At 48.8% G+C, this 19,458-nt stretch carries 21 protein-coding genes and 3 pseudogenes; 8 read left to right on the top strand and 16 right to left on the bottom strand.

Annotation, left to right across the window (positions count from 1 at the left end; all coding sequences use genetic code 11):
- The 8 genes from IPL17_RS01635 to IPL17_RS01600 form a co-directional block, all read right to left on the bottom strand.
- Positions 1–333, bottom strand: a 333-nt coding sequence (locus tag IPL17_RS01635) for a hypothetical protein (RefSeq protein WP_345305329.1), incomplete at its 3' end; no start/stop codon positions are given.
- A gap of 125 nt (positions 334–458) precedes the next feature.
- Positions 459–998, bottom strand: coding sequence for a hypothetical protein (locus IPL17_RS01630; RefSeq protein WP_345305328.1), 540 nt, complete (start codon positions 996–998; stop codon positions 459–461).
- Positions 999–1,003: 5 nt separating this feature from the next.
- The gene (locus IPL17_RS01625) at positions 1,004–1,780 is read right to left on the bottom strand and encodes a CPBP family intramembrane glutamic endopeptidase (protein ID WP_345305327.1); all 777 of its coding nucleotides are present in this window, start codon (positions 1,778–1,780) and stop codon (positions 1,004–1,006) included.
- Between the two features lie 25 nt (positions 1,781–1,805).
- Positions 1,806–1,949 (bottom strand): hypothetical protein, encoded by a 144-nt coding sequence (locus IPL17_RS01620; protein ID WP_345305326.1) that lies wholly within the window; start codon positions 1,947–1,949, stop codon positions 1,806–1,808.
- A 1-nt stretch (position 1,950) separates the two neighbouring features.
- Positions 1,951–2,865 carry a CPBP family intramembrane glutamic endopeptidase gene (locus tag IPL17_RS01615; RefSeq protein ID WP_345305325.1) on the bottom strand — a complete coding sequence of 305 codons (915 nt, stop codon included), beginning with the start codon at positions 2,863–2,865 and terminating at the stop codon, positions 1,951–1,953.
- 13 nt (positions 2,866–2,878) lie between these two features.
- Positions 2,879–4,381 carry a serine hydrolase domain-containing protein gene (locus IPL17_RS01610; protein ID WP_345305324.1) on the bottom strand — a complete coding sequence of 501 codons (1,503 nt, stop codon included), beginning with the start codon at positions 4,379–4,381 and terminating at the stop codon, positions 2,879–2,881.
- 94 nt (positions 4,382–4,475) lie between these two features.
- Entirely contained in the window at positions 4,476–5,036 is a 561-nt protein-coding gene (locus tag IPL17_RS01605) for a hypothetical protein (protein WP_345305323.1), read from the bottom strand.
- 4 nt (positions 5,037–5,040) lie between these two features.
- Positions 5,041–5,334 carry a GNAT family N-acetyltransferase gene (locus tag IPL17_RS01600; protein ID WP_345305322.1) on the bottom strand — a complete coding sequence of 98 codons (294 nt, stop codon included), beginning with the start codon at positions 5,332–5,334 and terminating at the stop codon, positions 5,041–5,043.
- A 547-nt stretch (positions 5,335–5,881) separates the two neighbouring features.
- Between IPL17_RS01600 and IPL17_RS01595 the strand changes: the two are divergent.
- The 7 genes and pseudogenes from IPL17_RS01595 to IPL17_RS01565 form a co-directional block, all read left to right on the top strand.
- A pseudogene (locus IPL17_RS01595) lies at positions 5,882–5,992 on the top strand (IS1 family transposase); the annotation flags it as partial.
- A gap of 163 nt (positions 5,993–6,155) precedes the next feature.
- Complete coding sequence (locus IPL17_RS01590; RefSeq protein WP_345305321.1) at positions 6,156–6,692, top strand: sigma-70 family RNA polymerase sigma factor; 537 nt, start codon at positions 6,156–6,158, stop codon at positions 6,690–6,692.
- On the top strand, positions 6,679–7,194 hold the full coding sequence (locus IPL17_RS01585; RefSeq protein ID WP_345305320.1) for a zf-HC2 domain-containing protein: 516 nt from the start codon (positions 6,679–6,681) through the stop codon (positions 7,192–7,194). The genes IPL17_RS01590 and IPL17_RS01585 overlap by 14 nt, the downstream gene beginning before the upstream one ends.
- A 49-nt stretch (positions 7,195–7,243) precedes the next feature.
- Entirely contained in the window at positions 7,244–7,747 is a 504-nt protein-coding gene (locus IPL17_RS01580; RefSeq protein ID WP_345305319.1) for a hypothetical protein, read from the top strand.
- A gap of 158 nt (positions 7,748–7,905) precedes the next feature.
- Complete coding sequence (locus IPL17_RS01575) at positions 7,906–8,424, top strand: hypothetical protein (RefSeq protein WP_345305318.1); 519 nt, start codon at positions 7,906–7,908, stop codon at positions 8,422–8,424.
- Between the two features lie 42 nt (positions 8,425–8,466).
- Positions 8,467–9,948 carry a DUF1800 family protein gene (locus IPL17_RS01570; protein ID WP_345305317.1) on the top strand — a complete coding sequence of 494 codons (1,482 nt, stop codon included), beginning with the start codon at positions 8,467–8,469 and terminating at the stop codon, positions 9,946–9,948.
- A gap of 135 nt (positions 9,949–10,083) precedes the next feature.
- Positions 10,084–11,244 (top strand): DUF1501 domain-containing protein, encoded by a 1,161-nt coding sequence (locus IPL17_RS01565; RefSeq protein WP_345305334.1) that lies wholly within the window; start codon positions 10,084–10,086, stop codon positions 11,242–11,244.
- Between the two features lie 363 nt (positions 11,245–11,607).
- On the opposite strand, the gene IPL17_RS01560 is transcribed toward IPL17_RS01565, so the two are convergent.
- The 8 genes and pseudogenes from IPL17_RS01560 to IPL17_RS01525 all read right to left on the bottom strand — a co-directional run bounded on the left by IPL17_RS01560 (position 11,608) and on the right by IPL17_RS01525 (position 18,162).
- Positions 11,608–12,039, bottom strand: coding sequence for a hypothetical protein (locus IPL17_RS01560; RefSeq protein WP_345305316.1), 432 nt, complete (start codon positions 12,037–12,039; stop codon positions 11,608–11,610).
- A gap of 66 nt (positions 12,040–12,105) precedes the next feature.
- The gene (locus IPL17_RS01555; protein WP_345305315.1) at positions 12,106–12,453 is read right to left on the bottom strand and encodes a hypothetical protein; all 348 of its coding nucleotides are present in this window, start codon (positions 12,451–12,453) and stop codon (positions 12,106–12,108) included.
- Between the two features lie 289 nt (positions 12,454–12,742).
- Positions 12,743–13,003 (bottom strand): circadian clock KaiB family protein, encoded by a 261-nt coding sequence (locus IPL17_RS01550; RefSeq protein ID WP_345305314.1) that lies wholly within the window; start codon positions 13,001–13,003, stop codon positions 12,743–12,745.
- Positions 13,000–14,724: pseudogene (gene kaiC, locus IPL17_RS01545) on the bottom strand (circadian clock protein KaiC). Before kaiC ends, IPL17_RS01550 begins: the two are co-directional and overlap by 4 nt.
- A gap of 46 nt (positions 14,725–14,770) precedes the next feature.
- A complete protein-coding gene (locus tag IPL17_RS01540; protein ID WP_345305313.1) occupies positions 14,771–15,373 on the bottom strand; it encodes a GGDEF domain-containing protein in 603 nt (200 codons plus the stop codon).
- Between the two features lie 16 nt (positions 15,374–15,389).
- Positions 15,390–15,710 (bottom strand): annotated as a pseudogene (locus IPL17_RS01535) (PAS domain-containing protein); the annotation flags it as partial.
- A 120-nt stretch (positions 15,711–15,830) separates the two neighbouring features.
- Complete coding sequence (locus IPL17_RS01530) at positions 15,831–16,142, bottom strand: hypothetical protein (RefSeq protein WP_345305312.1); 312 nt, start codon at positions 16,140–16,142, stop codon at positions 15,831–15,833.
- A 1,330-nt stretch (positions 16,143–17,472) separates the two neighbouring features.
- Positions 17,473–18,162: a DUF5666 domain-containing protein gene (locus IPL17_RS01525; RefSeq protein ID WP_345305311.1), complete on the bottom strand. Its 690-nt coding sequence runs from the start codon at positions 18,160–18,162 to the stop codon at positions 17,473–17,475.
- Positions 18,163–18,453: 291 nt separating this feature from the next.
- On the opposite strand from IPL17_RS01525, the gene IPL17_RS01520 reads away from it, so the two are divergent.
- Positions 18,454–19,236: a transposase gene (locus tag IPL17_RS01520; RefSeq protein ID WP_345305310.1), complete on the top strand. Its 783-nt coding sequence runs from the start codon at positions 18,454–18,456 to the stop codon at positions 19,234–19,236.
- Positions 19,237–19,458: the final 222 nt, after the last annotated feature.

Below are 19,458 nucleotides of genomic sequence, written 5' to 3'. Positions count from 1 at the left end.
CATGGCAGTGATGCTTGCAAGGATGAACCAAAGCAGATCTTTTTTCCACGTTTCAGGTGAGAACTTGAAGATGTCGAAGAAGCGTTTGCCCTCGGCTTTGTACAGGCGCATTTGCAGATAGATGGATACGAAGTTGGCGAGGGACACTACAAGCGTCCACCAGCGCGCGGATTCATCCCACGCGGAAGCCGTGCCTGTTGCAAAGAGGATCAGTGCGATCAGGGCTTGGAACAGGACGAACAGCACAGAGCGCGAGATGAGCATGAGCCAGGGATGGGAAACGGTCTTTACATTTGCAGCGTGCATGGAATTGGGTTGGGCTGCGGTTTGCATGAGTTATCCTTTCAATTAAATCAATGTAAAAATGGGGTATGACATCTACGTTTCCATTTTATGATTTCCAGCAAAAAGACTCCCCCGCCGCTAGGGGAGTCTTTACTGTCCGAGTGGATAGGTGATTATTTTTGAAGATGGCGCGGAGTTATTTGTACCAACAAGGCAAAAACCAAAAGCGCCACGGAAGTGAACCATCCACCCACGGCAAAGGTCTGTGGCAGGAGCATTCCAATTGACACTCCGCCTCCGATCAATAAAGCGGCAAGCACGGCAAACTCCCGCATACCATATAAGAATATGAAAGGCATATAATGGACTCCCACCACGATCATAAAGGCGGGATAAAACCAGTTTATGTTATACAGTGTCGAGGCTCCAATTATAGGCAAACTGAGAGGTACGATAAATGCCACTTGCATGGCAAGCGAATTCATTGGGTGTGTTTTGGGCAAACCAGAGGAGTGACCAAGAAGACGCAAAGCGAGCTGGGTCAATGGGAAGATGAATATCCCGGCTAGCGTGAGAGTTAGGATGGCATGGCGTTCACTGACCCAAGTGCCTAGAACCGCTGAAGCAAGCCAAATGATTCCTGCTACGGTCTGTCCAACTGAACCGCGCAGAAAAGTTGATCGGACTTCTTGTTGTGCAGATTTTATATCCACGATGTTTATCCTTTATCTGAAATTAGAACAGTCCCCAAAGCACATGGAAGACGACATCCGCCCAGAAGTGGACTCCCGCCGCGGCGACCAGTCCATCTTTCATGTAGCGTTCGCCCATAATGAGTCCGACGACTCCGTTCAGGAGAAAGACCTCTATCAAGCAAAACGGGACTAACGTCGGCTAGGGACGAAGCGCCTGTCAGTAATAAGATGGTGCCGAGATGTCCTGCGCCGAATGCAAGCGCGGCGATGATGTTGGCGACCCAAAGGGACAATGCGACGGTACGTCCATTGAAACGTTTGAACAGCCAGTTCAGGATGAATCCCCACAAGCCGAATACGAATCCACGGAACATGATCTCTTCCCCAATGCCCGCGCTGATCGATGCGAGAATGGAGACAGGAAAGGTCGGATGGGAAAATTTGCCAAAGTCATTGATGGGAGCGAAGAGAAGGTCGCCAACGACAATGAAGACACCGCATACCAGACCCAGCACCAGAGGGATGACGAACCAGCGTTGCCAGTTGCCGTCTTCGCTGAAGATGCCAGGCAGTTCGAGTTTGCGTGCGAACCATAAACCCGCCAGCCCGAACAAACCGTAGAGAACAAACACGCTACCTGCGTTGATAAGCCCCAACACCCAGTCGGGGACTCCCATATCAGGTGTGGGAATGCCAATGGTTGCGGTGAGTTCATCCATGAAAAAGGCGTAGGTTGCAAAAGCAGAAAGTGCATACCCAGCGAGCAAAATCAAATATACAGTGAGTTGTTTGCGACTCATTTTTTCTCCTTTCTCCAATTCCAGATTATTTTTGTACGAACTTATATATGGCGAATCCTATCAGGGCAACGCCAGAAACAGCCACCGAAACAAGGGGATTCCACATTGCACTGAATAACACGATCAATGCGGCGACAATCGCGAGTGTGCCTTCTGTTTTTGCGTTCATTTCATACTCCTTCATAGGGCTTTAAAGCATCGCGCTTTAAGAAGATGATCAACGCTACTACCGCGATTGCCCATGAACCTATAATTCCTGCCAGCGATGGACCCAATACCAAGTTTGGACTGCCCTGTGTAAAGAACACATAGATGCCGGCGATCCCATTGATGGCGCCGTGACCGATGACCGCGGGCCACACACTATCTGCACGTAATGCCGCCCAACCGATGAACGTACCCAGGATGAACGTGAACCATGTCATCGTTAGGATGCCCAGCCAGGGCGCACCAAGATATTCTGTGCCATAGTTATGGCCCATGGCGATGATCGGCGCATGCCACAGACCCCAGACTACCCCCATCACAAGCATTGCCTTTTTTCCGCCGAGTGGCATTAATTTAGGTTGCAAATAGGCGCGCCAGCCAAATTCCTCTCCTAGAATGGGAATCGCATTCAGGATTGGTGCCACTAAAAGAGCCGTCAGCGTTTGCGACAGGACGATTATCCACGGATTCATCGCGGGCAAGGTCTGACCCGCCGCCGCGGCGGCGGACTGTTCCATCAGCTTTGTTACCGCTGAAAAGGTGGGATCATAATACTGTGGGAACAGCGCAAAGAAAACTGCCATGCCCGCGAACGCAAACAGTGCAGGCGAGACCCAGCAGATCAGCCAGTACACCCAGCCTTTCTTGATATTGGGACGAAGGTAGAGTCCCTGCCAGCCTTCACGCGTGACGAGACGGGTGAGGATGTGAGCAAGCGCAGGTGCGCTCATATATCCGCCACCCAACATGATGAGCGTATAAGGGGTTGGGGTAAGCCCGCCTGTCAGATAAAGTACCAATGCCACTAACCAGGCGGTTCCAAATGCGAATGCGATAAAAATACCAACACGTTTCCAATCTACAAGATTGTTTTCCATTTTTATTCTCCTTTTATGATTTATGAGTCTTTCCACTCACCAGCCAGAATAGTTTGACAAACCCTTGCGCATAATCGGGGACGGAACCGACGATCATCAGAACAGCAATATCAGGCAGGGTACGGAACATTGTCACCATTTGATAAGTTAGATTAAAGCGATAGCCCATGAAGGCTTTGACCTGGCTAAAAACAATAACAAGGATCACTGTGGGGATAAGAAAACTTATGCTGGTATCCCAGATCTTTTTTCCAGCAGACCAGGTATGGGCACGTTCAGTCCAACCGCGCAGGGAATAAAAATTCCTTGTGTGTAATATGCTCAATGCAAGGACGAAGGTTAGCAATCCCCAGCCGATGTGCTTTACCGACCAACCTTCGGAAACAGCGGGCGGCGTCTTTTCCAGCACGATGGCTTCGACGCCTTGGAAAATCTGTGGAGCCGAGATGTAATGGTCGACCATGTATCCTTGATTGATAAGCAATACAATGCTTATGTCTTGTAACGGATAAATATCCACGTAGGTCTTGAAGGTTTCGTTCGCACCGCCGTGAAAGATGTGTCCCTGCTCGATGAACCAACCCATGCCATAGCCATTCTCGGAGCGGAAGAGCATATCCATGCCATTGGGCGATAACAATTGCTTTTCTTTGTAGTGTCCAGCGTTGTCCATTGCCATCGAGTAATGGGCCATGTCCTCGGCGGTTGAAATGATATATCCCGCGCCAACTTCAAATACGCGATGCGGTTGTCTCTGCGGGATCGTAAACCCGAAGAGTCGGCCGTAGCCTTGTGAAAGCCCGTTCTCACGCGCAAGAGCAGGGTCGGTATAGGTGCGCGTCATCTCCAGCGGGTCAAAGATATTTTGTTGAATGTAATCCTCATATTTCATCCCACTCACGTTTTGCACGATCACCGCCAGCACGTCATACCCAACATTGAGATATTGGAATTTCGCGCCGACAGGTTCGGTCAATTGAGCAGAAGCCAACGCACGCACAGCATCTTCGTTCGATGCGTTTTCATCGAGAATAACGGTGAAACCTGATTCGGAGAGTCCGCTGGTGTGATGGAGCAGATGATTGACCGTGATCTTTTTTGACGCTTCTTCATCCGCAACCTTGAACCACGGGATATATTTCTGCACCGCGTCGTTTGGCTTGATCTTGCCTTGCTCGATCAACTGCGCGATCGCCAGCCCTGTGAACGACTTGCTTTGCGAACCGATATACATCGGCGTCTGCGGCGTCATCGGTCGGTCATCACCAGCCGTGCCATAGCCTTTGAGATAAACGATCTCTGTTTTGGATGTCACCGCGATGGAGATTCCCTGAATCCCATGCTTTTCCATTTGCCCAGTGATGTACGCATCGAGAGCCTTCGCGTCAAATTCAGACCGTGAGCCTGCTTCAGCATCAACAGGCATTGTCCATGCTGACAGCGCAACGATGAATACGATTGCAGTAAACAAAAGAAAACTGCGATATCCAACCACATTTTTTTCTGAAAATTTCATGCCCACATCATAGCCATTAAGAACAAAAGACTCCCCCGCTGATGGGGGAGTCTTCACTATCCACTTGGACAGGTGATTTATCTACGCTGAATATTTATCCCATCAAGCGCACATCAGGGAAGTAAATGGTTGGGAAGGAGAAATTCATTTGAGCGAACTTCCAGCCATCCGTTTCGTGAACGAGGACAGCGGTAAACCGCAACGCCCAAACAAAACTTTCGCCGCGGCGCAGTTCGTAGACAGTATTCGTCCCGCCGCGTAAGATATGGAGCAGTTTTTGTTCGGCGCTGAGGTTCGGGTCGTTGAGGAATGTTTTGATGAATTCCAAATAGGATTGATAGTTTTCTGGGCCGATGGTCTTTGTGACAGTTGCAGAGGCAGCAACCCAGCCCACATCCTCTCGGCTTTGAACGGACATCGAATCAAGATCGAGACGCAGGTCGCCCCAGCCTTCCCAATCACCAGCCACCAATTCACGGGCGGAGATGCGGTTCATATACCATTCGTCCATATTGGGCTTGATGCCGTTCGTGCCAATGACTTCTGCATCCGCCGTGAAGAGTTCCATAAACGAATCCACCTGCGACAGATCGCGCTGTGTATAACCATCCTGAAATTTTTGCAGGAGCGAACGAATTTCATCTTGTGAGTTCATGTGATTACCATTCCTTGATCCACGGTTCGAGTAGATCTAATTTTGAGGATCCCATTGAATTATATAACGCACGTGCGCCTGTTGAGTATGAACTGACCGTCGCAAGAGTCGCGCCGAGTCTTCCTGCGCGGCGCAAACCTTCGCTCATTACGGCTTTGCCAAGTCCACGATTCTGGTGATTCGGATGCGTACCCACGAACTCGAAGACCGTTGTGAGCGTCACATCATCGAACCAGACAGTGCAGAACGCGGTAAGTTCTCCATCTTCGGCAACGGCGACAATATCAAGGCGATACAAAGGTCCACACTGAACATTTTATACCATTCCAAACCTTGATTTTTTTTCGCCGGGCTCATCGGATGAAATACTTTCCACGAGAACCAAATGCGAGCGGGCAATTCACTCTCGTCGCCCACTGCACGGACGGAGTATCCACTTTTGGGTGTTGAATCAAACAGGTATCGGTGTAGAAATAAAGCGGCTGCGCATCGATACTTCACGCAATAACCCTTGGAGCCACCAATAATCTTCCTTGGTCTGATACGGGCGTGATATGGGTTTCATGGTTTCCATTATAAGGATCAATGGTAAAGACTCCCCTGCCATTGGACTGAACCCGTAAAGCGAGACAAAAAAAGAAAGCCCCCGCTGGTCAACTGGACAGACACCTGGTTTCAAAAGGTGTCTGCTTTGTTTTTAATTGTATCCGTTCATAGTTATAAAAGTAAATGTATTCATCAATGAGTTGCTCTGCATCCATAAAGGTGGTTTGTTTGAATTGTCGCAAAAATTCCTCTTTGAGGTGCCCAAAGAAGTTCTCCATCGGAGTGTGGGCAAGGATACAGGCGAGACCGCTCATATGGAACGCTGGAATTGTACTATCCGTCAACGCCTGGCCAGGTATGTCCGCAAAACCTTATCCTTTTCCAAAGTCGGGTATATGCACCTCTGGTGAAGCGCTGGTTCATTGTTGAATATAATCTTGCGATTACTCATAATCATGTATTTTGACCCACTACCAACTCAGGAGACTGCTTCGGACGAAAGAACCGCCCTCGCAACGGCATGATAGTTTCCCTGCAACTTTTTTACCTCTAAACCTGTAATACAATTTAGCTATGAATGCGCCCTCAGACCGTGACCTGATCCTGCAAGCCCGGCGCGGAGAATCTGAAGCGTTCGGGGAACTCGTCACACGCTATCAAACGGGCGTGTTCAATGTTTGCTATCGCATTCTGCATGAACGCGGCGAAGCGGAAGACCTTGCCCAGGAATCTTTTATCCGCGTGTATGACCGAATCAACACCTTTGACATTGAGCGTGAGTTTGGTCCGTGGATTCGGCGGGTGGCAGCGAACCTGTGTCTCAATCACCTTGAGACACAAAAAGTCACGGCTGAACTCGACGAGGAACGGGACGCCGATCCAACTCAAAGACCAGAATCAGATGTCGAGGTAAAAGAAAGAAGCGAGCAGATTCGCAAGGCGCTCATGTCCCTGCCCGCAAATTACCGGCTGGTTATCGAACTGCGTCATTACCAGGAAATGTCCTACGATGAAATTGCCGCGCAGTTAAACATCCCGTTGAGCGACGTGAAGAGTCACCTCTTCCGTGCCCGTAAAATTTTGGCGGAGAAACTCCATGCACCTGACTGACGATCAACTCAACGAATACCTTGATAAAGAAAGCTCCGAGCGTGCACAAATTGAAATGCATCTTGATTCATGCGACGATTGCGCGGCGCGATTATCCAGGCTTCAGGATTTGTTTGCCGAGTTGGAATCTCTGCCCGAACTGGCATTGACCAAATCCCTCGCCACTCCTTTCTCTCTCCGCCCGAGCCTGCCAACCCAACTTCCACATTGGCTCTCTCTGACAGTGATTCTGCAAGCCGCCATCGCGCTGGTCGCGCTGATCATCGCCGCGCCATTCGTAATTCAGCTTTTGCCCGTTGTGGAATTGCCATCAGTGAGTGACGCATTCATCCAATTGCAATCCCAATGGACAATCTGGCTCGATATGATTTTGCAATTTCCAATGCGCACTATTCCCACCTTGCCGTTCAAACTTTCGAGCTTGTACCTAATGTCTGCGCTCGCAGTTGTATCCGTGCTCTGGCTGGTAGGGAACGGGTTGCTGTTACGAAATCAAAGGTAGGGACATAGCCTCGCTGTGTCCGCGTAAATAAAAAATCAGGAGATCACATATGACCGACATCCTTCGTATCTTTTTCATCATCATCCTGCTGACCATTGCCCTCGCCGCATATTTTCTTGTCATCGGCGCATTATTTTCCAGTCGCATGATGAAGACCCGGCGAGTCATTAGCCAGATGCCAGGACGCGCATTTGGCGTGGGCTTTGTCAACTTTATGTTCTTTGGAGTGATCCTGATCATACTATTCACACTAGCCGATGGAAATGCAAACAGAGTCTCTTCGGTAATTCGGGGTATTTTGCTTATTCCCACGCTTACCCTTGCTGCACTGTTGTCTGCGGTCCTGAGCTTTGGCTTGGCGGGAATCGCAAATATTCTGGGTGAAAGAATCTTTCCCGAATCAAATGCATTAAAGCGAAATATATATGGAACTGTGGCCCTGTCCTTTGCCTGTGCCTTGCCTGGGGTCGGTTGGTTTTTATTATTCCCATACCTCGGCTTCATTGGTATCGGCGCATTTATTCTTGGACTTTTCCAACGAGAAAATATTTAAATCCAAAAACTCTTTTTCCCACAAAAAAGGACGTGCGGGTGCGCGTCTTTTTCTTTTCCTTTATGTACCTTCGTGTCCTTCGTGGTGAATAGCTTTTGCAACTTTTCCCCATCCATCCCTGTATCTCTTGTAACCTACAAAACGAAAGGACATTTCCAATGGCTGATATATCCACTATCTTCTTCATCCTGCTCATCATCGGGATCGCTTTCCCCGCACTGCTCACCGCCTGGTGGCTGTTGTTTCCTTCGCTCATTTCCCGCGCACAGAACCGAGTCGAAAAGACGCCCATGCAATCTTTCTGGATGGGAGTCGCCATCGTCATTGTTGTCGCCATCCCCGTTATTATCCTGCTTGCGCTTCCATTTGGCCCTGCCAAATTCATCGGCTGGATTTTGCTTGCTGCCGCGTTGGCGCTTTCCTCAATTGGCTCCGCAGGCATCGCCGCTCATTTGGGGGCGAGACTGTTAACCCAAAGCACCTTCTCTGCCCTAAGCGGTTTTATCCGCGGCTCCGTCATCCTCGAACTCACCGCTTTTTTTCCTGTGCTGGGTTGGTTCTTCATCTGGCCGCTTCTGCTCATCATGGCTTTTGGCGCAACAGCTTTTGCCCTACTCAATTGGATACCACGCGAGAAAATCATCCACGCACCTGAACCAATCTTAGGTCAAGCCTAATCTACTTCCCCCTTTTCACTTATTCCATTCTTCATCCTTATCATGCCCCTCTCCAGACGCGACTTCCTCAAACTCTCTGCCCTTGTCACTGCCAGCGCGGCGCTTTCCGCCTGTGCTCCCGTATATCAAAGACTCGCAGGTGATCTGCCCACTGTCCCGTGGACTGCGCTTGGCGCAAATGATTTCCTCGCGTTGAATCGCCTAACCTTTGGCCCACGTGTTGAGGAACGCGCACGCTTTGTCGAGATCGGTTTGCGAGCTTGGGTTGAAGAACAACTTGATTTTGAATCCATCAACGATCTCGATTGCGAACTTCAGCTCGCTCCCTTTAAATCCTTGAAGAAGGCAGCCAACGAACTCGAAGGCATCAGCAACCAACTCTTTGACGGCTATGACCGCGAGACCATTCCAAATGAATTACGTCAAGCCACACTCATACGCCAGATCTACAGCAAGCGTCAACTCTACGAAGTGATGGTTGAGTTTTGGAGCGACCATTTCAACATCTTCATCGAAAAAGGCAACGGGTTCTATCTAAAAACCGTGGATGACCGCGAAGTGATCCGTAAACATGCGCTCGGCTCATTCCGCGACCTCGTTTGGGCGTCGGCCCATTCGCCCGCCATGATGATCTATCTCGACAATCAGGCCAACGAGAAAAGTCATCCCAACGAAAATTATGCCCGTGAACTTATGGAACTCCACACCCTCGGCGTGGATGGCGGCTACACTCAAAAAGACGTGATGGAACTCGCGCGCTGTCTCACGGGTTGGAATGTAAAGGAACATTTTTGGCTCGGCGACTTTGTCTTCAAGGATGACCTGCATGACACGGGTGAGAAAAATGTTTTGGGTCTTTCGATCCAGCCGTCGGGCATTAAAGAGGCGGAGCAGGTTATCGAGATGCTGGTCGTGCTTCCATCCACTGCAAAATTTATTTCCACCAAACTTGTCCGTCGCTTCATCGCTGATGATCCTCCGCAAGCACTCATCGAAAAAGCTGCGCAAACTTTTATTAACACCAAAGGCGATATTAAATCTGTTTTGCGAGTCGTCCTGCTCGAAGGACTGCCGCTTGCTCAACCAAAATATAAACGCCCCGCAAATTTTGTTCTGTCATCACTTCGTATGCTCAACGCCGAAACTGACGCCGTTGCGATCAACGAACATTTGCTTCGCATGGGGCAGCAATATTTCAATTGGACCACGCCGGACGGCTATCCAGATTACAGCGAAGCATGGCAGGGCAACCTCATGCCGCGCTGGCAATTTGCGTTCGCGTTGATTCGCAACGAACTTAAAAATACAAAGCACAATCTCAATTCATTATTGGATGTCTCATCTACCGGCATTTTACAAGACGATGTGGATTCGATTGCATCTCTGTTATTAGGCGCCCCCATAGAATCCTCCGTTCGCGACGGGTTGATTGATACAGTCCGAGGGGCAGACGCCACCGACGAAGAGACTCTGCAGATCATCGCCGCGAGTGTTATTGCTTCGCCTGCATTTCAATGGCGTTGATCATGTCGTTGCGAGGGTGTTCTTGTTCTTCGCGCGAAGCAGCCACCCAATTGTTCGCTATGAGATTGTTTCGTCTCAAAAAACTCTCATCCCCATGACATTTAACTTCAGGAGTTTTTAAATGCTCACACATACCTGGCTCCCCCGCCTTTCCTTTGCCCCGGTCAACACCGCCCCGCGCGAGACACATTAGTTGTTGTCTTCCTCCGCGGCGCAGCGGACGTGCTCAACATGGTCGTGCCGCATGGTGAAGATGCTTATTATCAGTTGCGCCCATCGCTTGGCATTCCCCGTCCCGACGACTCAAGCGCAAGGAAAGAAGACCGCGCTGTTGACCTCGATGGTTTCTTTGGTTTTCATCCCACCATGCGTACCTTGATCGAAGCATGGCAAAGCGAACACCTCGCCATCATTCATGCCTGCGGAGCGCCCGACGAATCACGCAGCCATTTCAAAGCCATGGAGCTCATGGAGCGCGGCGTTCAGGATGAACGCGGACCCGCCTCCGGCTGGATCGGACGCCACCTTGCCACGTTGAACACAGGCAATTCATCTCCATTGCGTGCGGTGGGAATGGGCACACGTCCTCAACGCAGTTTAAGCGGATCAGTCCCCGCGTCAGCCCTGCGTTCCATTGCAGACTTTCACCTTGGCGGTGATCCACGCACCTTACAGCAAATGCGCGCGGCATTGAGCACTGTCTATCAAGATGACGTGTTGGGACAAGACACCCTGTCCATCATGGACGCCCTGCAAAAACTTAATCCAGCCAATTACCAATCTCCCAACTATCCTGATACTGAATTTGGCATGGCACTCAAACAAACCGCTATGCTCATCAAAGCGGATGTCGGACTCGAAGTCTCAGCAATTGACCTCGGCGGTTGGGATACGCACTTCGCGCAAGGCTCCGCCAGTGGGTTAATGCCCAACCTGATGAAAGATTTATCCGATGGGCTCGCCGCCTTCCATTCAGAGATGGCGAACCACATGAATCACCTCACCACAGTCACCATGTCCGAGTTTGGACGGCGCGCTTCCGAGAATGGCAGCCTTGGCACGGATCACGGTCATGGCAGTATGATGATGGTCTTGGGTGGAAATGTGAATGGCGGCAAAGTCTACGGACAGTGGCCTGGGCTGGCGGAAGGTCAACTCATTGGTCCGGGTGACCTTGCCGTCACCACCGATTATCGTGATGTGCTTTCCGAGATTTTGATCGAACGATTGAATAACCCCGCAGTAAATGAGATATTCCCCGACTACCAGCCCACAATGCCGGATGTGATATTGTAATTTTGCAGGTACCGTTGGTGACTGCCCTTTTTATTTATTTTGCGCTTGTCCACTTCTCCGCTCGTGAAAGTTTGATTCAATTGGAATTGTCATCTCCAAAACGCGATGCTATTCCATATCACGAATTTGGTTAAGCGCTGAAGATAAGGAAGAGAGTTTGGAGTACATCCAATATCAAGCAGGCAGGCTTTTTCCTGATGCTGTTAAAACCTTTCTAGAAATGACTGGGGAGTGAATGCGGCGAAAGATTCAGAAACGCTGAGTGTCTTGTAAATTTAGGTTGAATATGGCAGATGCCACCCCAGCCAAGAAACGCGGATATCAGGCCTAAAAAGGTTATTACGGAGAATTTCTGAGAGCTTTTCATTTTTTGATTGTGACAATTCCTATCCATTCGCCGGTTGGTGTGTTAGGTTCACCCGTCAAGTCCCCCCACAGACTCTTTACATAAAAGCCGCCCTGCTCCAATTCGGCGGTGATGGTTTCAGGCGTGTAATCCTGGAACCAGTTACGATAGACGGAGACTTTCCCGTCCGCTTCGACGACGGTGTATTGGTCGAGCCAAATGGATTCTTCGGGATAATCTAAGCCTTGTTCCAACACAAAGTGTGGACCGGGTTTCCAGAATCCGCCTTCCGCAGCGTACCAATTGTTTTTATTGCCATACTGCTTGCGATGTTCACGCGTGGATACGTCCAAGACGAATTGCCCGCCCGGTTTGAGCGCACGATGGATATTCATCAATAGCGTGGCGCGTTGCTCCGGGCTGAGCGGACAATAATCTCCGTAGATCAACAGAGCCGCGTCATACTGATCTTCATCGCGTAGTTCAAGATAGTTTTGATAGCGATAGGCGATGTTTTAAATTATTGTCATTCGCATATTTTGTAGCGTATTCGATGGAACTGTACGAATAATCCATGCCGGTGATCTGGAAACCAGCTCGGGCGAGGCGGGAGGTATATAGACCGGGACCACATCCCAAGTCCAGAATGGAAGCGTTTTTTTTAATCCCAGCGTTTTGATCAGCCACTTTACCGAGCGGTCTATCGTTTCAGGTTTGCGGCTTGCAGCTTCAATGTTCGGATCGAGGTGCGCATCCAACATCTGTTTTGAGATGTGCGGGTCGTTCCAAAACAAGAGTTCGCCGGGCGCGAAGGGTTCGGGGTTTTGTTGGAGTTCAATGAGTTGTGAAATGATCTTAAGCATGTGAGTTCCTTACTGTATGGATCTTACCGTAAATGATCGACAATGTTGTCAAGTACCTTGCGCACCCAGGTTCGCCTATCGGGTATCTTTGTACGAACCGAAATTGGTCAAGGAAACTATACTTTTGCATTTCTCCTTTTTCTGTGACGGATGAGCTAAGTAGCCAGCACAGGGGGGAAACTCCAACTATACGATCTTTTTTTTATTCGGTAAAGACAATATTTGTAGAACTCAAAATTTTTTAGATCCAGTCCTACCAACACGCGCTCGGTATTTGACATGTCGCCGATCAACCGCCGTAATGGAAGAGGCATTTTTTTATGAGGACTGGAACCGCAATGATCTGTTCCCCCCGCCGCGAGATGAGGTTTTCGATCAGGTCAATGACTTCAAGGATGTACTGACCCTGCAAATTCTCGGCACAGATCTTATTTAAGTTTGCGATGGCGCGCTTGGAATTTGGGGTCATTCCTGCAATATACAACCGTAGAATCCATTTTTCCTTATTGGCTGAATTTTCAGTTGAAGCTGAAGGTGATTCCGTTTTCATAAAGAGACACCTTTATTCTTTTTTGAGCGTATGTCCGCTTTTCGTCTGCGGGCCATTTCTTCGCGGTCTGTCGTCAATTGTACTTCCCTGTTTTGATCCTGTTCTATTGCACGTAAAAGCTCGGCTTCCTGTTCATCAAATTCACTTTGTAATGCTGCGATCTGGGTTTCCAGTCGGTTGCGCTTGCGTTCCAGTTCGAACTGTCTGTGGGTCATCTCCTGCTTCCTAACGATCTGTTCTGCCTTCTCTTGTGCCTCTTGGGTAAGGCGGGCTGAGCCGGTTAACACACCGCCAGGGCCAATATATACATCGATCAGTTCCACGCCGTGGTCGGTAAGTTGGAACTCGCGAATTTGATTTGAATGCGCCATGCCGCGTGATTTAAAGAATGTACAGACCGCGGTTTCTTTCTCCGCCCGCTTCAATTATACGGAGCAATAACCAGGTGTCGATCAGGGATGAGAGATGGCAGCATCGGTTTGTTCGATCGGACCACCGCTGGAAGTCAAACTTGTGAAGAGTCCGTGATTTGGTTCATTCTAAAAAAAATCAACCAGTCTCATCAGCATGGTTTTAACCTCCATTTCATTGCCTCCGATGACAAAGCTGTTCAGCGGATCCACCACCACGACTTGTGGTTTGAAGGTTTTGACCGCTTTATACATGCTGGTTAAGTGCATTTCAAGCCCGTAAATGTTGGTCGATTGGCATGAAAGTGAAGTAGACCCTTACGCACACAATCCTGCAGATCGATTCCGATCGAGCGCATGTTGCGGGTGATCTGACTTGGAGATTTCTTCGAATGCAAAGTAGAGCGCACGCTCCCCGCGGCGGCACGCCGCCTGAATAAAGTGTGACGCCAGGCTGCTTTTGCCTGTGCCGGCAGTGCCGGAGATGAGAACGCTGCTCCCGCGGTAATATCCGGAGTGTTCACCACCGAGCATGGCGTCAAGGCGGGGAACGCCGCTGGATATCTTTTTTGTGGAAACGGTTTGCTGCAACCCGAGCGATGTGATCGGCATGACAGAAATACCCGTTTCAGATATTAAGAATGGATATTCATTCGTGCCATGTAACGAGCCTCGATACTTAACCACACGCAGCCGCCTCGCCGAGACCTGGTCCCGCACTCGGTGGTCCAGCACGATTACGCAGTCAGACACATATTCCTCCAACCCCTGGCGGGTCAATGTCTCTGAGCCGCCTTCGCCCGTGATAACGGCGGTCACACCTTTTTCGGTAAGCCAACGGAATAGGCGTCGCAGTTCAGCCCGCAAAATAAGCGGGCTGGGAAGACTTGCAAAGAGCGATTCAACCGTATCCAAAACCACCCGCTTGGCATGAATGGCATCGATCGCCTGTCCGAGGCGGATGAACAAGCCGTCGAGATTGTATTCGCCGGTTTCTTCTATCTCGTTACGGTCTATGTAAACAAAATCCAGATGGATTTTGTTTCGCCCAACCCCTTTGAGATCAAAGCCAAGAGAGGAAAAATTCTGCATCAGGTCCTGGGCGGTTTCTTCAAAGGCCATGAAGACTTCGGGCTCGTTGAACTGCTCCGCGCCGTGGACTAAAAACTCCATTGCGAGAACGGTCTTGCCGCAGCCGGCGCTTCCGCAGACCAGGGTTGTTCTTCCTTTTGGGAACCCGCCGTTGGTGATTTCGTCGAGTCCCTGAATCCCGGTTGGAACCTTGGGAAGATTGCTGGGTATTTTTGCCATTTACATGCTCCTTGATTTTGAAATTTCTTTTGGATATTCCATGACTTCAGACAATGTTTCTTTCAATAACCACTTTATTTCGTCCAGACTGTTTTGCCCGGTACAAAGCCATATCGGCAAGACTTAAGAGCCTGTCGAGCGAATCAGACATATTTTCCAAACTGGAGATGCCGGCACTGATGGTGAAGGAAACGGATATGCCATCCGAGTTAAGGGATTGTTCCATGATGGCGGTACGAATTCGTTCGAGGATTTGATTTGCCTGATCTGCGCTGGTCTCCACCAAAAGAAGTACAAATTCATCTCCTCCGATGCGGGCAAATACATCCACGGTACGGATATAGTTTTGGCAGATGATCGTGAATTTCTTAAACACAAGGTCGCCCAAGGCGTGCCCATGGGTATCATTGATCTGTTTTAAATTATCCAGGTCGACTACAGCGATTGCCAGAGGATGTTTTTGCCTTATTGCGCGGGCAATTTCCTTGGATGCCTGTTCCAGGAAGTGACGGCGGTTCGAAATTGAGGTCAGAACGTCCGTTTCAGCCTGGTATTGCAGTTGTTTTAGCAGGCGTTTTCGCTCAGTTGCATCCCGCAGGCACACAAGGTAAGCCGGGCTGTTCAGCCAATGAAAATTGCTGACGCGCATCTCCACAGTATGGAACTCACCGTTGGGCTGGATAAGATCGATTTCGGTTGATTCGTTTGAGGTCAGTTGGCAACCCGAAACGCTGCCCGACTAATTGTTTAATGGGTCTTTTAAGAAGCTTGGCTGCAGCGGGGTTTCCCAACCTTACGATCCCGCTGCGGTCAACAACGATCAATCCATCCAGATTTGTGTTAAAAACGTCCCGAAGCTGGGCTTCGCTTTCGTGCAGCGCCGATTCCATTCGTTTTCGATCAGTGACGTCGTGGATGATGGAGAAGAGAACGGTCTGTTCATTGACCGTCACAGGGGTGGAATGCACTTCGACCGCCCGGACCTCACCGCTGGATACTCGGTGTGGAAGGACAAAAAAATTCTGCTTCCCCGGTCAATGTGATCCTGCGCTCTGAGGCCACTTCGTCCAGCGAAAGACGGTTGACTTCCTCGATATTCATTTTCCTCAGTTTTTCAACGGATATCCATAGAAATTTGATGCGGCTAAATTGGCATCTAAAATCGCACCGCTTTCAGGTTCGATCATCAACATAATCACATGATGCCGCTCGAATAAACTCCTGAAACGGTGTTCTGACTTTAGAAGAGACTCTTCCGCTTTTTTACGTTCTGAGATTTCATGTTCCAGCTCGGAATTTCTTTGAATAAGTTCGGAGGTTCGTTCCCGTACTTGGGCATCGAGTTGGGCATTTAAATCGCCTAATTCAGAGCGCGCCTTGGTTAATGCTCGTATCGTTCCAACAAAATATACGATCACTGCAAGCAGAATGACAAATAATGCGACGACTAAGATGGGCTCTGGCGGATTTAGATCCCAATCTGAATATTGGGGATGAAAAAAATATGAATAATGATTTGTTTTCTACAACTTGAAAGTATCGCTTAGAAGTTTGGTTGTCAGGGTGTAGTCAAACAATCCGCTTGTAGCATTGATTGGGGCAACATGTTCATAGCAGGCTGGATTTTGCCATAGCGAATCCTAAAAAATCTTCACTTGGAATACTTTGGGATGAATGGCTGTCGAATAGTGGACTGACCCGTCAATAAAATGCAAGGTTCTCATTGAAAACTGGGGATAAATTTCCCAACTTTCAAAATAGTTGATTTTGAGTCAGAATACTTTACTTTATCACCTCGAACAAGTGACTTTCATCACCATATTGCAGGGTAAATTCATATAAACAACTCCGATGAGCAGGTGGAGGAAACAAAAATTGAAATTGAATCTCTTGGTGATAAAGTTCATCTCTTCCAGGCTAATTTCCCCAACCTAACAAAATTTATTTTTTATTCTCATCACCGGGAGCGCGCACTTAGGAACACCTGTACTGGTGGTTGGCCTATTATCACTTCGCTCGTTCACACGAGAGCTTGCGATAAGAATGGAAGAGCCAATAGCTCGCAAGGGGAAATAGGGGTCGAAAGCAGATAGGAAGGTAACGCCTGCGGTAGCGGCGGGCCTGACAGATCGGCGTTGGTCAGTGATGGAACTGATTAGTTATCCTGTGCCGGTTACTTACTCATCCACGAGATTTTTTGGGATTTTACGCAGAGATTTCGATCAGGGGGGAATTCTTTTCCTGCCAAGCTGGGCTCAGCTTATTTTCAGAATACGCACTGGGAATCACTTGGATGATCGCTTTTAGGCAAACACAGCGGACGCAGGCAGCCAATTTCAAATCCCATTGTTCGTTTACTATCTGAGGGCGGGGTTGTTCCAGAGTTTGATGCGCTTTTGTAACCAGAGAAGGATTTTGCCATCATGCTGCTCTCAGATAATTATGAGACGAGAGTAAAATAACATGATAATCCTCTTTTTCCGGGCGGATAAGCGATGTAGCCAGCACAGGCAGGTTCTTACGAACCACATTTACTGTATGGATCTTACCGTAAATGATCGACAATGTTGTCAAGTACCTTACGCACCCAGGTTCGCCTATCGGGTATCTTTGTACGAACCGAAATTGGTCAAGGAAACTATACTTTTGCATTTCTCCTTTTTCTGTGACGGATGAGCTAAGTAGCCAGCACAGGTCGAATGATTGAGCAGAAAATCATCATTATATATTCAAAAAGCTCGCAAAGATTCAATTGAATCTTTGCGAGCTTTCTAACTCGATATATTTTTGATTAACCGTTTCCATTTGAGTTGTCGTCATTGGAATTGCTGCCGCTGTCGTTTGAGTTGCCGCTGCTCGAGTCATCATTATTAGAGTTGCTGCTGTTTGAGTTATCGTCCATCGAGTCATCATTGGAATTGGTGCTGCTGTTTGAGTTATCGTCCATCGAGTCATCGTTGGAATTGGCACTGCTGTTTGAGTTGTCGTCAATCGAGTCATCGTTGGAATTGGCACTGCTATTTGAGTTGTCATCCAACGAGTCGTCATCGTTTGAATTGCTACTGCCGCTGCCATTGGAGTTGTCATCATTGGCGTTTCCATTGGAGACATCGTCATTTGAATTGCCGTTGGAATTGTCATCCCCAATTCAGACTGGCCTGCTGTTGAGGGGAGTTCAACGCGTGTGACGCTGATCGTGCCGTCCTGGCTGACTTCCACTTCCACCTTAACCGTATCTCCGACCACGAAGGGGCCATCGTGGATTACCGTAGGCTCGACAGTGATAGTTTGTCCATCGACGACCCATTCCATTCCATTAACGCTTTCGATGACCCCGGTAAATTCAATTGGTGCGGCGCTAACTTTGCTGGCACCGGCGGAAGCGGGTGCGGCAGCACAAGCCCCGAGCATGACTGCAGCGAGTATAAAAATAACCAAGACATAATCTAGCTACCTGACAGTTTAACAAAAGAGATGTTGATCGGCACGGAAATCGGGTAAAGTTGTTTTGCGACAAACGATTTCACCTGGAGGTTCCAATGCCGATCAACGAGACCTATCGTACTTGGATTCAACGAATTTGTGAATTGCGGCCGAAGCAAAAGAATTACCCAAGTTCAAAACTTTGTTTGGCTGTTGGTTGGTATTTTTCATAGTCATTCAGTAAACCTCAGTAAGGTGGCAGGGAAAGTGATCAGTCCTGCCAAGAATGTAAGTATCACTCGGAGATTGAGTCGTTTCCTAGCGAACTCTGCGATAGAAGTACGCAGTTGGTACAAACCGATTGCAAAGAGTTGGCTGCAGTCCCAATTTGAATGGGTCGGCGAGATCCGTCTGATCGTGGACGGCACCAAAGTTGGGTTTGGTCACCAACTATTGATGGTCAGTCTGGCCTATCGAAAACGAGCTGTGCCGATCGCCTGGTCTTGGGTCAAGCATGTCCGTGGACTGCCGCTGGCAAACAACAGGTGCGTCTGCTCAAGTGTGTTGAAGCCTGTTGCCCAAAGGAGCACCTGTTTTCTGGTCGGAGATAGCGAATTTGGCTCGATTTTCGTTCTGCGACAGCTGGATCAATGGCGTTGGTTCTATGTGCTGCGCCAGAAAACGAACACTGGTCTCTGGATCAATGAACAGCTCAGCTGGCGAGAGTTGGGTAGCTTTGTGGATCATCCCGGACAAACCGCTTGGTTTCAGAAAGCCTGCCTGACTAAAAACGAGATCTATCCGGTGTCAGCCTTGGTTTATTGGCAGATCGGCGAGAAGGAACCTTGGTGTTTGGCGACCAATCTGCCGGACCAGACTTTGACGGTTCGTTATTATCGTCGTCGCGTGTGGATCGAAGAAATGTTCGGCGACTTCAAAAAACATGGCTTTGATCTCGAGCATACTATGTTGCGACATGCACCTCGTTTATCTCGTTTGACTTTAGCCGTTGCACTTCTTTATGTTTGGCTCGTTTCAACAGGGAGTCGTACGCTCGAGCTGGATTCCGTCATTTGGTGGATCGAATAGATCGCCGTGACTTGAGCCTCTTCCAAATCGGACTGCGTTTCATCGAAAAGAAATTTGATTCGCTCTATTCGAATTTCGGTACTTTGTACACGTTATTGAAACTGTCAGGTGACTAGAACATAATTAGATAATTTTTTCATTTTTTCACCTCAATAATTAGGATGTGTTATATCCTAATAGTCGCAGAAGGTTTAGAAAAGTTACGGGCAATGAATAATGAGG

The organism is Candidatus Villigracilis saccharophilus, assembly GCF_016711665.1.
Note: the sequence above shows the minus strand (reverse complement) of the source record. Positions and strands in the feature narration are given on the sequence as shown.

Bases quoted from the DNA above. Each gene is read 5' to 3' on its own strand.
- IPL17_RS01625 (WP_345305327.1), bottom strand. From the start codon at position 1,780: ATGAGTCGCAAACAACTCACTGTATATTTGATTTTGCTCGCTGGGTAT.
- IPL17_RS01620 (WP_345305326.1), bottom strand. From the start codon at position 1,949: ATGAACGCAAAAACAGAAGGCACACTCGCGATTGTCGCCGCATTGATC.
- IPL17_RS01615 (WP_345305325.1), bottom strand. From the start codon at position 2,865: ATGGAAAACAATCTTGTAGATTGGAAACGTGTTGGTATTTTTATCGCA.
- IPL17_RS01610 (WP_345305324.1), bottom strand. From the start codon at position 4,381: ATGAAATTTTCAGAAAAAAATGTGGTTGGATATCGCAGTTTTCTTTTG.
- IPL17_RS01605 (WP_345305323.1), bottom strand. From the start codon at position 5,036: ATGAACTCACAAGATGAAATTCGTTCGCTCCTGCAAAAATTTCAGGAT.
- IPL17_RS01590 (WP_345305321.1), top strand. From the start codon at position 6,156: ATGAATGCGCCCTCAGACCGTGACCTGATCCTGCAAGCCCGGCGCGGA.
- IPL17_RS01585 (WP_345305320.1), top strand. From the start codon at position 6,679: ATGCACCTGACTGACGATCAACTCAACGAATACCTTGATAAAGAAAGC.
- IPL17_RS01580 (WP_345305319.1), top strand. From the start codon at position 7,244: ATGACCGACATCCTTCGTATCTTTTTCATCATCATCCTGCTGACCATT.
- IPL17_RS01575 (WP_345305318.1), top strand. From the start codon at position 7,906: ATGGCTGATATATCCACTATCTTCTTCATCCTGCTCATCATCGGGATC.
- IPL17_RS01570 (WP_345305317.1), top strand. From the start codon at position 8,467: ATGCCCCTCTCCAGACGCGACTTCCTCAAACTCTCTGCCCTTGTCACT.
- IPL17_RS01555 (WP_345305315.1), bottom strand. From the start codon at position 12,453: ATGCTTAAGATCATTTCACAACTCATTGAACTCCAACAAAACCCCGAA.
- IPL17_RS01550 (WP_345305314.1), bottom strand. From the start codon at position 13,003: ATGAAAACGGAATCACCTTCAGCTTCAACTGAAAATTCAGCCAATAAG.
- IPL17_RS01540 (WP_345305313.1), bottom strand. From the start codon at position 15,373: ATGCGCGTCAGCAATTTTCATTGGCTGAACAGCCCGGCTTACCTTGTG.